Origin of the sequence: Variovorax sp. UC122_21, assembly GCF_044056785.1 — a bacterium.
In the GTDB taxonomy this organism is placed as follows: Bacteria; Pseudomonadota; Gammaproteobacteria; order Burkholderiales; family Burkholderiaceae_C; genus Variovorax.
On sequence record NZ_CP172004.1, the window covers coordinates 5610070 to 5624517 of the forward strand.

Consider the following 14448-nt stretch of genomic DNA (forward strand, 5'->3'; position numbering starts at 1 on the left):
GTGCCACCCCACCCGTTCACGCCGAGTCCTGAGCCGGTCGAAGGATCGAAGCGCCGCCCCCGGCCATCGACTGCGCACGGAACTCGCGCGGCGTCAGCCCCATGTGCTGCCGGAAGCGCCGGCTGAAATACACCGCGTCGGCGAAGCCGCATTGCCGCGCGATGTCGGCGATGCGGCCGTCCGAGGCCAGCAGCAGTTCGCGCGCGCGTTCCAGCCGCCTTTCGGTCACCAGTTCGGTGAAGGTGCGCTGGGTCTGCTTCTTCAGCAGGTGCGCGAGGTAGTTCGGCGACAGCATCGCGGCCGCGGCCGCGTCGTTGAGCGACATCTCCTCGCCCAGGTGCTCGCGCACGTAGTGCAGCACGCGCTGCAGCGCATCGCGCCGCGAGCTGTGGCCGCGGTGGCGCGCCGCCTGTTCGCGCAGCACCGCCTCGTGCCTTCGGCAGGCCAGCGAGAGCAGCTGCAGCAGGATGCCGCGGATCGCGCCGCCGGCCGCGAAGCGCCCTTCGCGGTTGAGCGCCGAGAGCTCCTCGAGCCAGCCGAGGATGCGCGCGAAGTCCTCGGCCTCGAAGCGGAAGTCCACGTACTCCTGGAACAGGAAGGGCGCGAGCTCGGGATGGCGCGCGATCGGCACCTCCTCGAGATCGAGCGGCTCGACCGCCAGTTCGGGCCAGAGGAAGGACTGGTCGAAGTTGACGATGGCGTAGCGCGCGCCCGGCGGATGCGGCACCACGTGCAGCCGGTACGGCAGCACGAAGCTCAGGTGGCCCGCGCCGAAGGGCCGCGCGGCGCCGCCGATCAGTTGCCGCGAGTCGCCCTCGATGCCGACCTGGATCTGGAAGTACTCGTGGCGGTGCGGGCGCGCGAGCACGTCGCGCGCGCCCTCGAAGCGGATGTCGAAATCGAGGTGGTCGGCGCGCTCCTGCATGCCGTAGAGGCGATGGCTCGAGGTCGAAGCGGGCATCGCGCGATGGTACGCCCGGGCCCCGGGTGTTGCCTGCGTGCTGCTTTTGCGTAGATGCGTGCGCAAGCGCGCGCACCCGGGCTCCCAGAATCGTCTCGCTACTACCGAAGGAGACCACTCATGAGCAATTCCTCCCGCCGCGGCCTGCTGGCCGGCGCCGCCATGGCCACCGGCGCCATCGCCGGCTGCGCGCTGCCCGCGGGCGCCGCGCGCCACGCGAAGACGCCGTTCGACGTGCCCGCCGCGACCATCCCGATCGCCGGCAGCGACCAGGTGTTCCCGGTGCGCCGCATCTACTGCATCGGCCGCAACTACGCCGCGCATGCGCGCGAGATGGGCTCCGACCCGACGCGCGAACCGCCCTTCTTCTTCCAGAAGCCGGCCGACGCGGTGCAGGTGGTGCTGCCCGGCACCGTGGCCGACCACCCCTATCCCACGCTGACGAAGAACTACCACTACGAGGCCGAGCTCGTGGTGGCGCTCGGCAAGGGCGGGCGCGACGTGCCGATCGACGATGCGCTGGGCCTGGTCTACGGCTACTCGCTGGGCCTGGACATGACGCGGCGCGACCTGCAGCGCGGCATGGGCGACCAGAAGAAGCCCTGGGAGATCGGCAAGAGCTTCGACCATTCGGCGCCCGTGGGCCCGATCCATCCGGTGGCGCGGGTCGGCCACTTCAGCGACGGCGCGATCTGGCTCAAGGTCAACGGCGAGACGAAGCAGAGCGCCACGCTCAAGCACATGATCTGGTCGGTGGCCGAGCAGATCAGCCGGCTGTCGCAGGCCTTCGAGCTGCAGCCCGGCGATGTCATCTACGCGGGCACGCCCGAGAACGTGGGCCCGGTGGTGCGCGGCGACCTGATCGAGATCCACATCGACGGGCTGCCGAACCTGTCGGTGAAGGTGGTCTGAAGCCATGAGGAACACGACACGACTCCTCGGCACGGCCCTGCTGGCCGGCCTCGCGCTCGGCGCCCAGGCCGCGGGCATGAAGGTCACGTCGAGCGCCTTCGCCGACGGCGCGACCATTCCGAAGATCCACGCGGGCGACGCGCCGGGCTGCGGCGGCCAGGGCGTGTCGCCGCCCGTGGCCTGGAGCGACCTGCCCGCGGGCACGCGCTCGGTCGCGGTGCTGATGAGCGATCCCGATGGCGGCAAGGGCCTCGGCGTCTCGCACTGGGTGGCTTACAACATCCCGGCCGCCAGGGGCCAATTGCGGCAGGGCGAGGGCCAGGCGGCGAACGCCGAGTTCAGCGTCGGCAAGAACGTGGCCGGCGCCCTCGCCTACCGCGGCATGTGCCCGCCGGCCGGCGACCTGCCGCACCACTACGTGCTGACGGTGATCGCCACCGAGGCCGAGCCGGGCTCGCTGCCCGAGGGCCTGACGCGCGACGAACTGCTGGCGGCGCTCAAGGGCCGCACGCTGATGGGCCAGAGCGTGGTGGGCCTCTACGGCCAGTGAGCGACGGGGCGCGGCTCAGCTGCTCTGCCGCACCACCAGTTCGAAGCCCAGGTCCACGGTGCGCCGCGCGTCCGCCACGGGCTCGTCGCGCATCAACGCGAGCAGCATGCCGGCCGCGCGCTCGCCGATCTCGCGGCGCGGCGTGCGCACGGTGGTCAGCGGCGGCAGCATCTGGTCGCTGCCGCCGAGGTCGTTCGAAGCCCGCGATCGCCACGCGTTGCGGCACCGGCACGCCGGTGCGCAGCGCGGCCAGCAGACCGCCCTGGGCCAGGTCGTCGTTGCAATAGAAGATCGCGTCGAGGTCGGGATGGCGCGCCAGCAGCTCCTCGAACTGGCGCCCGCCGAGCGCGAGCGAGGTGGGCCCGGGCGTCAGCAGCTCGAGCGCCGGATCGTGGCAGCCGGCCGCGCGCAGCGCCTCGCGGTAGCCGGCCAGGCGCTGCAGCACGCGCGGATCGAGCTGGCCCGCGGCATAGGCGATGCGGCGGCGGCCGCGCGCGAGCAGGTGCTCGACGATGGCGCGGCCCGCGTCCTGCTGCGAGAAGCCCACGCTGTGGATGCCGGGCGCCTCCGAGGTCTCCATCAGGTGCACGCAGGGCGCGTCGCTGGCCTCGAGCAGGCGCGTGGCACCCGCGCTGCGGTCGAAGCCGGTCAGCAAGAGGCCCGCGGGCCGCTGCGAGAGATAGCTGCGCAGCAGCGCCTCCTCCTGCGCGGGGTCGTAGTGGGTCACGCCGATCAGCGACTGGAAGCCATGCGGCGCCAGCGTGTCCTGCACCGCCTCGAGCAGCTCCACGAACAGCTGGTTGGTCAGCGACGGGATCAGCACCGCCACGTGCGAGCTGCGCGCCGAGGCCAGCGCGCGCGCCGCCACGTTGGGCACGTAGCCGAGCTCGTCGACCGCGGCCTGCACGCGCGCCTTCAGGTCGGGCGCGACGTTGCGCGCGCCGCGCAGCGCGCGCGAGACGGTGATCGGGCTCACGCCCGAGACGCGCGCCACGTCGTCGAGGGTCACGCGGCTGGAAGAACGGGAGCGCGGGCGCTCGGGAACATCGGCCATGGCGAAATCTAGGGTTACTACCGATCCGGGATTGGACAGCGCCGTCCTAGGATAGCGCTGTCCCGGCCCTTGCCGCCTCGGAAAAACCCGAGGATGCTTCAGAGGCTGGTTTTTTTGGGTTGTGCAGGATAGCGCTATCCGACCCCGCCGGCCGCCCTTGCAGCGCCCGGCTTCAGGAGACAGACATGTTCGGAATGAGCAAAGAGGTGTTCCTGCTCGTCGACGCCCTGGTGGCGATCCTCGGGCTCATCCTTCTGATCACGCGCTGGCGCGTGCACCCCTTCATCGCGCTGACCCTGGCCGCGGGCTTCCTCGGCCTGACCTCGGGCATGCCCGTGGACCTGGTGATGAAGTCCTTCCAGGACGGCTTCGGCGGCGTGCTGGGCTTCGTGGGCATCGTGCTCGGCCTGGGCACCATGCTCGGCAAGATGATGGCCGAGTCGGGCGGCGCCGACCGCATCGCGCGTACGCTGATCGACGCCTTCGGCAAGGAGCGCGTGCACTGGGCGATGATGTTCGCGGCCTTCCTGGTCGGCATCCCGCTGTTCTTCGAGATCGGCTTCGTGCTGCTGATCCCGCTGGTGTTCATCGTGGCGCGGCGCACCGGCGTGTCGCTGATCCGCATCGGCATTCCGCTCCTGGCGGGCCTGTCGGTGGTGCACGGCCTGGTGCCGCCGCATCCGGGGCCGCTGCTGGCCATCGGCGTGTTCGGCGCCGACATCGGCAAGACCATCTTCTACGGCCTGATCGTCGGCCTGCCCACTGCGATGATCGCGGGCCCGATCTTCGGCAAGTTCATCTCGAAGTACGTGCCCGGCGAGGCCTCGCCCGAGCTGCTCGAGCAGCTGGCGCGCGAGCCCGAGGCGCGCGAGCTGCCGGGCTTCGGCGTCACGCTCTTGACGGTGCTGCTGCCCGTGGGGCTGATGCTGCTGAAGACCTTCGCCGACGTGGCGCTCGACGAGAAGAACATCGTGCGCCAGTGGATGGACTTCATCGGCCACCCGATCACCGCGCTGCTGGCGGCGCTCTTGCTGTCGCTCTACACCTTCGGCTATGCGCGCGGCTTCACGAGCAAGCAGATCATGAAGTTCGTCGACGACAGCCTGGCGCCCACGGCGGCCATCGTGCTGATCATCGGCGCGGGCGGCGGCTTCAAGCAGATGCTGGTGGCCAGCGGCGTGGGCAACGCGATCGGCCACATGGCGCTGAACGCGCAGGTCTCGCCGATCCTGCTGGCCTGGCTGGTCGCGGGCCTGATCCGCATCGCCACCGGCTCGGCCACGGTCGCCACCATCACGGGCGCGGGCATCGTCGCGCCGCTGGCCACCATGGTGCCGGGCGTGAACCGCGAGCTGCTGGTGCTGGCCACGGGCGCGGGCTCGCTGATCCTGTCGCACGTCAACGACGCGGGCTTCTGGCTGGTCAAGCAGTACTTCAACATGACGGTGGCCGAGACCTTCAAGACCTGGACCATGATGGAAACGCTGATCTCGGTCGTCGGCATCGTCTTCATCATGCTGCTGAGCATGGTGGTCTGAGGAGGAAGCACCCATGGGCCGCACCGTCATCGGCGTCGACATCGGAACCACCAGCACCAAGGCCGTGGCCTTCACGCCCGCGGGGCGCGTGCTGGCCCATCAAACGGTCGGCTACCCGCTGCTCGCGCCCGAGGCGGGCGCCGCCGAGCAGGATCCCGAGCAGATCTTCCAGGCCGTGCTCGCGGCCATCGCGGGCTGCGTGCAGGAGAGCAAGGCCGCGCCCGCCGACGTGCTCGCCGTGTCCTTCAGCGCGGCCATGCACAGCCTGATCCTGGTCGACGGCGCGGGCGCGCCGCTCACGCCCAGCATCACCTGGGCCGACCAGCGCGCCGCGCCCTGGGCCGAGCGCATCCGCGACGAATGGGACGGGCTCGCGATCTACCGCCGCACCGGCACGCCGATCCATCCGATGTCGCCGCTGGCCAAGCTGGTGTGGCTGCGCCACGAGCGCGCCGAGCTGTTCGCGCGCGCCGAGCGCTTCGTCGGCATCAAGGAGTACGTGTTCTTCCGGCTGTTCGGCCAGTGGCAGGTCGACCATTCGATCGCCTCGGCCACGGGCCTGTTCGACATCGAGCGGCTGGCCTGGGACGAGGGCGCGCTCGCGCTCGCCGGCGTGCGCGCCGAGCAGCTCTCGCGGCCGGTGCCCACCACCTGGCACATCGAGGGCCTGGCGGCCGACGTCGCGGCCAAACTCGGCCTGGCCGAGCACACGCCCTTCGTGATCGGCGCCAACGACGGCGTGCTGTCGAACCTCGGCGTCAACGCGGTCTCGCCCGGCGAGGTGGCCGTGACCATCGGCACCAGCGGCGCGATGCGCACCGTGGTCGACCATCCGATGACCGACCCCGAGGGCCGCACCTTCTGCTATGCGCTGGCCGAACGGCGCTGGGTGGTGGGCGGTCCGGTGAACAACGGCGGCATCATCCTGCGCTGGGTGCGCGACGAGTTCGCCGCGGCCGAGGCCGAGACCGCCAAGCGCCTGGGCATCGACACCTACGAGGTGCTCACGCGCATCGCCGAGCGCGTGTCGGCCGGCAGCGAGGGGCTGGTGTTCCATCCCTTCCTCACCGGCGAGCGCGCGCCCTACTGGAACGCCAACCTGCGCGGCTCCTTCTTCGGCCTGGGCATCCACCACCGCAAGGAGCACATGATCCGCGCGGTGCTCGAGGGCGTGATCTTCAACCTGCACAGCATCCTGCCGGCGGTCGAGGCGATCGCGGGCCGCAGCGCCCACATCAAGGCCACGGGCGGCTTCGCGCGCTCGGGCATGTGGCGCCAGATGATGGCCGACGTGTTCGACCGCGAGGTGGTGGTGCCCGAGAGCTTCGAGAGCTCCTGCCTCGGCGCCGCGGTGCTGGGCCTCTATGCGCTGGGCCATGTCGATTCGCTCGACGTGGTGGCGGGCATGGTGGGCGCCACGCACCGTCACACACCCAATGCGAAGAACGCCGCGCTCTACCGGCAGCTGCTGCCGGTGTACCTCTCGCTGCCGCGCAAGCTCGGCGAGGAATACCGGCTGCTGGCCGCGTTCCAGCAGCAGACGGCCGCCCCGCCGCCGCCGCGCCGCAGTTGAGGCGTTCTTCCCCTTCGTCCGTTGGAGATTCGGTCTTGCTGAACACGATCCCCCCGGCCTCCGCCTCCCGGCCCCACACGCCCAGCGCGCCGCGCCCCAAGCTGCCGCTGCCCGCGGTGGCGCCGCGCCCGCGCGGCGGTGCGCGCGCCCGCGCGCTCGATGCGCGGCGCAACGCGGCCGCGGCCACGCCCGAGCCGGCCGACACGCGCGTCACCATTCACTGCGAAAGCTCGCCCGCCTCGTCGGCACGCGGCCAGGAAACGAACTGCCTGCACGAGCACGAGCTGCACCTGATCGGCGCCGCGCCCGCACGCCTGCGCGTGGGCCAGGGCCTCGACGAGGAAACCCATCGCTTCGCGCCCGGCAGCCTGGTGCTGCTGGGGCCGCGGCTGCCGCACAGCCTCGCGTTCGAGCACCATCCGCTGCACGGCGGCGGCAATGCCGGCGGCCTGGTGCTGCGCTTCGGCGACGAGCCGCTGCGCCGCGGCATGGAGCTGTTTCCCGAACTGCGCGACGCCGCGCCGCTGCTGGCGCGCGCGCGGCAGGGCGTGCATTTCGTGGGCCTGGGCGAAGGCATCGTCTCGCGGCTGCGGCGCATCGAGATGCTGCAGGGCCTGGCGCGCTTCGCCGAGTTCACGGTGCTGCTCAACGAACTCTCGCAATGGTCCGAGTACCGGCTGCTGGCCGACGCCGCCTTCACCGACGATTCGCTCGGCGAGCATGGCGCCGCGCTGCGCATCCACAAGGCGCTCGACCACATCCGCGACAACTATGCCGAGGGGCTGTCGCTGGCCGAGGTCGGCGCCATCGTCGGCATGCGCGAGAACGCCTTCTCGCGCAGCTTCCGCCGCGCCACCGGCCAGACCTTCACCGACTTCGTGATCGGCCTGCGCGTGGCGCGCGCCTGCCGCCTGCTGGCCTCCACGCGCCAGCACGTGAGCAGCATCTGCTACGAGGTGGGCTTCAACAACATCTCGAACTTCAACCGCCACTTCCGGCGCATCAAGGGCATGACGCCCGGCGAGTTCCGCGCCGCGGCGCGCGGCTGAGGAAGACTTTCGTCGCCCACGGCCTACAGACAGGGCGGGCCGATCGGATCAAGGTCGATCCATGACACATCCGATCGAACTCATCGTGGACGAGCCGGCACCCGGATCCTTTGTCTGGCGCCTGCTCGAGACCGACGACGGCGGGGGCCATCCCCGCGTGCTGCGCAGCGCCTTCGACCCTGCCGACAGCTACGAAGTGGCGCTTGCCAGCGGCGAGCGCGCGCTGCACAGCGAGATACGACAGCGGGCCGTCGCGCCCGCCTGAGCGCATCGGGGCGCTCGCCCCTCAGGGCTCGCCCTTGCCGTTGCGGTGCTCGGTCGGCCCATTGCGATCCGACAGCTGCTCCGCGGGTGTGCCCAGCAGGCCACTGTCGGCGCCACTTTGCTGCGTGCCGCCGTCGCGGGCGCGGCCACGCCCCGAATAGATCTCGTCGTCGTCGAAATCGAGTGGCGGCTCGCCGGGACCGCCACCGGTCTCCACGCGTGCGCGCGTGGGCGGCTTGTCGCCGTGCGGACCGATCGCGTCGGGCAAGCCGGTGTCGTCGCTCGGGATCTCGTCCTTGGATTTGCTCAGTGCCATGGGAAGCTCCTTCTTGATGAATGAAGGCCATGCTTGGTCGGCCCCCGCGCGCCCGCTGTGGGAAGGACGCGGCCGCGCGTGTAGGCCATGCCGTGGGCATGGACGCCGACATCGCGCTGCGCACCAGGCCCGCGGCCTGCGTTGCGTTGTCGGTATCGGATGACACGCCCGTGCGCCGCGTGACCGCGCGGCGGGGCGCTGACGCCTCTTAGGGTCGAACGGCCCCTACCCCTTCCACCCTTCGTTTTTCGCTTTCGCAAGGAGATCTCCATGACCGCCACCACCACCGACCAAAGCAAGCTCTGGGACCTGATCAAGGACACGCGCTTCGGCATGCTCACGCACCGCCACGGCGACGGCCAGTTGCACAGCCACCCGCTGACCACGCAGAACAAGGACGGCGACGAGGCCGGCACGCTCTATTTCTTCGTGCCGAAGGATGGCGACATCGCGCGCCATGTCGCGAGCGATCCGGTCGTGAACATCGCCTACGCCAACACCGACAGCGACAGCTACGTGTCGATCTCGGGCCGCGCCGAACTGCGCGAGGACGCCGCCAAGAAGCGCGCCCTGTTCAGCAAGATGATCGAGGCCTGGTTCCCCAAGGGCGTGGACGATCCCAACCTCGGCCTGCTGGCCGTGGACGTGGTCGAGGCCGAGTACTGGGACGTCGACGACAGCAAGATGGTCCAGCTCTACAAGATGGCCAAGGCCGCCCTCACCGGCGAGCCGCCGAAGAACCTCGGCGAGCACAAGAAGGTCGCCGTCTGAGGGCAGCACGACCGATGACGGAGGCAACGACCGCACAAGCCGCCGGCACGCCCGGCTCCGCAGGCCCCGCGGCGACGCCGCACCGCTGGCAGTTCATGCGTGCCGGCGGCGTCGACCAGGTGGTGTTCCGCAGCGGCGAGGACATCGCGCGCATCGCCGAGCTCGACCAGAAGCTCTGGGTCGCGCTGGCCTGCCCCACGCGCGGCATCGACTTCGATCCGCGCACGCTGGACCTGATCGACACCGACCGTGACGCTCGCGTGCGCCCGCCCGAGGTGATCGCGGCCTGCCAGTGGGCCTGCGAGCGGCTGCGCAGCGCCGACGTGCTGCTCTCGGGCGGCGGCACGCTGTCGCTCGACGACCTCGACGGCGCGAAGGCACCCGGCGCCGAACTCGCGAAGGAGGGCCGGCGCATCCTCGACCTGCTCGGCAAGGAAGGCACCAACACCCTCACGCTGGCCGACATCTCCGACCGCGGCGAATGGCTGGCCTCGATGCGCTTCAACGGCGACGGCGTGGTGACGCCCGAGACCGCCGAGGACGAGGCGCTGCGCGCCACCATCGCCGAAGCGATGCGCAGCCACGGCAGCACGCCCGACCGCCACAAGCAAACCGCCGGCATCGACCGCGCGCGCGCCGAGGCCTTCATGGCCGACGCGGCCGCGATGCGCGACTGGTACGCCAAGGGCACCGACGCCGCGCTGCTGGCGCTCGGCGATCGCACGCTGGCCGCGGCCGAGGCGATGCGCAAGGTGGCGGCCAAGATCGACGATTTCTTCGCGCGCTGCCGCGTGGCCGCCTACGACGTGCAGGCCGTGACGGCGCTCAACCCCTCGCCCGAGGCCTACGACGCGCTCGCGGGCCACACGCTCGATGCCAACGCGCACCCGATCGCCGAGCTGCCGCTGGCACCGATCACGCCGCACCGCTCGCTGCCGCTGCGCGGCACCAGCCTCAACCCGGCCTGGGCCGAGGCCATCGCGGCCTTCGCGCGCGACGCGGTCGCGCCGCTGCTCGGCGCGCGCGACAGCCTCGAGGACGACGAATGGCAGGCGCTGCGCCAGCAGCTCGGCGCCTGCGAGGGCTGGATCGCGTCGCGGCCGGCCAACGCGCTCGCGAGCCTGTCGCACGAACGCATCGAGGCGCTGCTCGCCACGCGCGAGGCGCTGCTCGCGCTGATCGCCGAGGACGAGGCGGCCGAGACCCACAACAAGCTGCTGGTCGATCTCGAGAAGCTGCTGCGGCTGCAGCGCGACCTCAAGCTGCTGCTCGACAACTTCGTCTCGTTCAAGGCCTTCTACCGGCGCGAGGGCGCGATCTTCCAGGCCGGCACGCTCTACCTCGACGGGCGCAGCTGCGAGCTCACGGTGCAGGTGCAGGACACGGCCAAGCACGCGGTGCTCGCGGGCCTCGCGAAGACCTGCCTGGCCTATTGCGACTGCACGCGGCAGGGGCAGAAGATGAGCATCGTGGCGGCCTTCACCGCGGGCGACGTGGACTTCCTGTTCGTCGGGCGCAACGGCGTGTTCTACGACCGCCAGGGCCGCGACTGGGACGCCACCATCACCAAGCTGATCGAGAACCCGACCAGCGTGGCCCAGGCCTTCTTCGCGCCCTACAAGAAGTTCGTGCGCATGATCGAGGAGCAGGTGGCCAAGCGCGCGGCCGCGAGCGAGGCCGGCTCGCAGACCGCGCTGCAGTCGCTGGCCGGCAAGGTCGCGACCGCCGACCAGGCCACGGGCGCCGATCCCGCGAAGGCGCCGGCCAAGCCGCCGCTGCCGGCCACCAGCCGGGTCGACGTCGGCACGGTGGCCGCGATCGGCGTGGCGCTCGGCAGCATCAGCGCGGTGCTGGTCGGCATCTTCGGCAAGTTCATCGACCTGGGGCAATGGATCCCGGTGGCGCTGATCGGCATCGTGATCGCGATCTCGGGGCCGAGCATGCTGATCGCCTGGCTCAAGCTGCGCCAGCGCAGCCTGGGACCGATCCTCGACGCCAGCGGCTGGGCCATCAACGGCCGCATGAAGGTCAACGTGCGGCTCGGCGGCATGCTGTCGCAGACCGCGCACGTGCCGCCGGGCGCGCGCCGGATCACGCCCGACCCCTACCGCGAGCGGCACGGGCTCACGGGCGCGGTGGCGGCCGCGTGCATCGTCGGCGCGGTCGCGGTGCTGGCCTGGCGCATGGACTGGCTCGACGAGCGGCTGCCGGCGCGGCTGCAGCACGATCCGGCCGCGGCGAGCGCGCCGGGCGCGTGAGCGCGCCCATCGTCGAGCCAATAATCGGGCCATGACCAGGCCCGATGCCGCCCCGCCCTGCTGGCACTACGCGCCGGCGCCGCACGACGGCGTCGAGCTCGCGCACTGGCAGGGCACGCAGGTGCCGCTGCTGCAGCCGCACTTCCATCGCCAGACGCAACTGAGTTTCGTGTTGCGCGGCAGCCGCGTCGTCGAGGCCGGCGGCCGGCGCTTCGAACTGCGGGCCGGCGACTGCCTCGCCATACCGGCGGGCGTGGCGCATCGCGGCCTCGCGCACACGCACGCGGGCACGGTCTGCCTCAACGTCTACGCGCCGGCCGAGCGCACGGGCGCGGCCTGCGTGCTCGACGGGCAGGCGCTCGACGCGCTCGCATGGCACGAACCGGTGTCGAGGATCGCGCGGCGCCTCGGCCTGAGCCGCGAGGCCTTCACGCGCCGCTTCGCCGCCCAGACCGGGCTGCCGCCGCATGCCTGGCGGCTGGTCGACCGGCTCAACGTCGCGCGCGAGCGGCTGCGCGGCGATGCCGAGCTGGCGGAGCTCGCGCTCGAGCTGGGCTTCACCGACCAGAGCCACCTGGGGCGCCACTTCCGCCGCGTGTTCGGCGTCTCGCCGGGCCGTTACCGGCGCGGCATGCGGCCTCCCTCACAAACGTCCTAGATCGAAGCCGCGCGCGTTCCTAGCATCCCGTCTTTTTGCACGGGAGGTGGGCGATGGAACCGAAGGTCATGGCGCTGCTGTTCGCGGCCGGCGCGGCGGGCGGCGTGGTCAATGCGATCGCGGGCGGCGCCACGCTGATCACCTTTCCGGCCATGCTCGCGGCCGGCCTGCCGCCGGTGGTGGCCAATGCATCGAACGCGGTCGCGATCTCGCCGGGTCACCTGCTCGCGGCCGTGGCCGATCGCGCGAAGCTGCCCGCGGTCGATCGCCGGCTCGCGCTCTCGCTGGCCGCCGCCACGCTCGGCGGCATCGCGGGCGCGCTGCTGCTGCTCGCGCTGCCCGAGGCCGCCTTCCTGCAGCCGGTGCCGCTGCTGATCGGCCTCGCGACCGCGCTGTTCGCCTTCGCGCCGCGGATCCAGGCCTGGGCCGCGCGGCGGCGCGAGGGCGCGGCGCCGAGCGCGCTCGCGGGCACGGCCGCGCTCGCCGCCGTCTCGGTCTATGGCGGCTTCTTCGGCGCGGGACTGGGCGTGATGCTCAGCGCGCTGCTGGCGATCGAGGACCCCGACGACATCCGGCGCGTGAAGGTGATGAAGAACCTGCTCGCCACGGCCGTGAGCCTGGCGGCGATCGTCATCTTCGTGGTGCAGGGCGCGGTGCACTGGGGCGCCACGCTCGCGATGCTGGCCGGCGCGGTGCCGGGCGGCTGGGCCGGCGGTCACCTGGTGCGGGTGCTGCCCGCGCGGGCCGTGCGGCGCGCGGTGATCGCGGCCGGGCTCTTCATGAGCGCGTACTACGCGGCGCGCATCTGGTGCTGAAGCCGTTGGCTTCAGTCGATCAGCTGCGCCTTCATCGCGTAGTAGGTGAGGTCGCTGTTGGTGTTGAGGTGCAGCTTCTCGAGCAGCCGCGTGCGGTAGGTGCTCACGGTCTTGACCGACAGCGACAGCGCGTCGCCGATGCTGCCCACCGATTCGCCCTTGGCGAGCTTGAGGAACACCTGGAACTCGCGCTCCGACAGGTGCTTGTGCGGCGGCGCGTCGTCCTTGCGGTCGAGCTGGTTGGCGAGGATCTCGGCCACCGAGGGCGTGATGTAGCGCCGGCCCAGCGCCACGGTGCGGATCGCGTTGGCGATCTCCTCGGGCTCGCAGTCCTTGTTGAGGTAGCCCGAGGCACCCTGGCGGATCAGGTTCACCGCGTAGTGTTCCTCGGGGTAGGCGCTCAGCACGAGGATGCCGAGGTCGGGCGCCTTCGCGCGGATCATGCCGAGCGCGTCGATGCCGCTCTGGCCGGGCATCGAGAGGTCCATCAGCAGCACGTCGAGTTCGGTGGTGCGCACGAGGTCGATCGCCTCGCGGCCCGACGAGGCCTCGCCGGCGACGCGGAATTCGACGAAACCCGAGAACAGCGCCTTCAGGCCCTCGCGAACCACGGCATGGTCATCCACTATTCCGATCTTGATCATGATGCGTTTCTCCTGGTCCATTCACATGAGGCGCCCGGAATTCGGGCAGGGCGCAACGATGCCATAGCAAAGGCCCGCGCGGCAGGCCTCGCCCCCAACACGGGCCCTTGTCCTGCACGCGAATGGAACGGCGTCTTGCGGGAACGACGGACTGCGCCGACACGGCGCCCCCTCCCGCTTCGAAAAGGGTCGCAAGCGCGGAAGTCCGTGGCCATCGGCACGCAGGCTCGGCTGCGCGGGGCCGTCGGGTGCGCGGCGCCTTGCCCGCGCGGGCACGCGGTGCCGTCCGACAGACGCATCTTCTTACGGTGGTTAGCTTGGGATGCAATCCCTTCATCCACCACATACATTCATTCGGCAACGCCCTGCCGCCTGTCGCGTCGACGTCCTGCGCCGAAGCCCCGGGTGCACGGCACTTCCGTCATCCCGACATGAACGCCACCGCCAGCACGCCCTCAGCACCTTCGGCACCCTCCGCGAACGCACCCCGCTTCGTCGAACGCCCTTCCTCCTTGTCCTCCGATCCATCACCGTCCGCCGACCCGAACCGATTGCGCATCCTCGTGGTCGAGGACGACGCGGACGCGATGGCCACTTCGCTCGAGGCCCTGCGCGCGATCGGGCACTGGGCCACCGGCGTGCGCAGCGCGGAGGCGGCGATCACGCGCTACATGCGCGGCGCCTTCGACCTGCTGATGCTCGACGTGGGCCTGCCGGGCCTCTCGGGCAAGGACCTCGCGGCCAAGCTGATGGCGATCGAGCGCATCCCGGTGATCTTCGCCTCGGGCGAACCGGAGCCCGCGCAGCCGCCGGCCGGCAGCGTGTGGCTGCGCAAGCCCTATGCGCTCGAGGACCTGAACCGCGCGCTCGCGCGCGCCTGCTCGGGCCCGGTGCGCGACGCGGCCTGAGCCTGGCCGCGCAAGCGCTCGCGCGGCACGCCTCCTTCCTTTCGTTCCGGCTCGCCGACCGCGCGAGCGCACCGCACCGGTGTTCCATTTTTCCGGACGGCTTCTTCTCCGACAAATCGAAGCGGTGAACGCTTCGACGCAAGCCGTCGCGCTTCGGGGGAAATGCATTTCTCCCCG

14 protein-coding genes and 1 pseudogene are annotated in these 14448 nt (G+C 71.2%); 11 read left to right on the forward strand and 4 right to left on the reverse strand.

What is annotated here, in order from left to right; translation table 11 throughout:
• Positions 1-16: 16 nt before the first annotated feature.
• On the reverse strand, positions 17-925 hold the full coding sequence (locus tag ACHMXE_RS39170; RefSeq protein WP_395352998.1) for an AraC family transcriptional regulator: 909 nt from the start codon (positions 923-925) through the stop codon (positions 17-19).
• Between the two features lie 156 nt (positions 926-1081).
• Between ACHMXE_RS39170 and ACHMXE_RS39175 the strand changes: the two genes are divergently transcribed.
• Both ACHMXE_RS39175 and ACHMXE_RS39180 read left to right on the forward strand, forming a co-directional pair.
• Complete coding sequence (locus ACHMXE_RS39175) at positions 1082-1873, forward strand: fumarylacetoacetate hydrolase family protein (protein ID WP_395349017.1); 792 nt, start codon at positions 1082-1084, stop codon at positions 1871-1873.
• A 4-nt stretch (positions 1874-1877) separates the two neighbouring features.
• The gene (locus ACHMXE_RS39180) at positions 1878-2423 is read left to right on the forward strand and encodes a YbhB/YbcL family Raf kinase inhibitor-like protein (protein WP_395349018.1); all 546 of its coding nucleotides are present in this window, start codon (positions 1878-1880) and stop codon (positions 2421-2423) included.
• A gap of 15 nt (positions 2424-2438) precedes the next feature.
• Here the strand turns inward: ACHMXE_RS39180 and ACHMXE_RS39185 are convergent.
• Positions 2439-3477: pseudogene (locus ACHMXE_RS39185) on the reverse strand (LacI family DNA-binding transcriptional regulator).
• Positions 3478-3662: 185 nt separating this feature from the next.
• Here ACHMXE_RS39185 and ACHMXE_RS39190 point away from each other — a divergent pair.
• The 4 genes from ACHMXE_RS39190 to ACHMXE_RS39205 all read left to right on the forward strand — a co-directional run bounded on the left by ACHMXE_RS39190 (position 3663) and on the right by ACHMXE_RS39205 (position 7902).
• Positions 3663-5015 carry a GntP family permease gene (locus tag ACHMXE_RS39190; RefSeq protein WP_395349019.1) on the forward strand — a complete coding sequence of 451 codons (1353 nt, stop codon included), beginning with the start codon at positions 3663-3665 and terminating at the stop codon, positions 5013-5015.
• A gap of 13 nt (positions 5016-5028) precedes the next feature.
• Positions 5029-6588, forward strand: coding sequence for a gluconokinase (gene gntK / locus ACHMXE_RS39195; RefSeq protein ID WP_395349020.1), 1560 nt, complete (start codon positions 5029-5031; stop codon positions 6586-6588).
• Between the two features lie 35 nt (positions 6589-6623).
• On the forward strand, positions 6624-7637 hold the full coding sequence (locus tag ACHMXE_RS39200; RefSeq protein ID WP_281081066.1) for an AraC family transcriptional regulator: 1014 nt from the start codon (positions 6624-6626) through the stop codon (positions 7635-7637).
• Between the two features lie 61 nt (positions 7638-7698).
• Entirely contained in the window at positions 7699-7902 is a 204-nt protein-coding gene (locus tag ACHMXE_RS39205; protein WP_209542426.1) for a hypothetical protein, read from the forward strand.
• A gap of 21 nt (positions 7903-7923) precedes the next feature.
• On the opposite strand, the gene ACHMXE_RS39210 is transcribed toward ACHMXE_RS39205, so the two are convergent.
• Positions 7924-8217, reverse strand: coding sequence for a hypothetical protein (locus ACHMXE_RS39210; RefSeq protein ID WP_395349021.1), 294 nt, complete (start codon positions 8215-8217; stop codon positions 7924-7926).
• A gap of 270 nt (positions 8218-8487) precedes the next feature.
• Here ACHMXE_RS39210 and ACHMXE_RS39215 point away from each other — a divergent pair, with 270 nt between their 5' ends.
• The 4 genes from ACHMXE_RS39215 to ACHMXE_RS39230 are packed head-to-tail and all read left to right on the forward strand — an operon-like array spanning position 8488 to position 12719.
• Entirely contained in the window at positions 8488-8988 is a 501-nt protein-coding gene (locus tag ACHMXE_RS39215) for a pyridoxamine 5'-phosphate oxidase family protein (RefSeq protein WP_395349022.1), read from the forward strand.
• A gap of 14 nt (positions 8989-9002) precedes the next feature.
• Complete coding sequence (locus ACHMXE_RS39220; RefSeq protein WP_395349023.1) at positions 9003-11246, forward strand: hypothetical protein; 2244 nt, start codon at positions 9003-9005, stop codon at positions 11244-11246.
• Positions 11247-11277: 31 nt separating this feature from the next.
• Positions 11278-11904: a helix-turn-helix domain-containing protein gene (locus ACHMXE_RS39225; RefSeq protein WP_395349024.1), complete on the forward strand. Its 627-nt coding sequence runs from the start codon at positions 11278-11280 to the stop codon at positions 11902-11904.
• 53 nt (positions 11905-11957) lie between these two features.
• Positions 11958-12719, forward strand: coding sequence for a sulfite exporter TauE/SafE family protein (locus tag ACHMXE_RS39230; RefSeq protein ID WP_395349025.1), 762 nt, complete (start codon positions 11958-11960; stop codon positions 12717-12719).
• 11 nt (positions 12720-12730) lie between these two features.
• On the opposite strand, the gene ACHMXE_RS39235 is transcribed toward ACHMXE_RS39230, so the two are convergent.
• Positions 12731-13363, reverse strand: a complete 633-nt coding sequence (locus ACHMXE_RS39235) for a response regulator transcription factor (RefSeq protein ID WP_057593235.1) — start codon at positions 13361-13363, stop codon at positions 12731-12733.
• Between the two features lie 512 nt (positions 13364-13875).
• Between ACHMXE_RS39235 and ACHMXE_RS39240 the strand changes: the two genes are divergently transcribed.
• On the forward strand, positions 13876-14271 hold the full coding sequence (locus ACHMXE_RS39240) for a response regulator (RefSeq protein ID WP_395349026.1): 396 nt from the start codon (positions 13876-13878) through the stop codon (positions 14269-14271).
• Positions 14272-14448 lie beyond the last annotated feature (177 nt).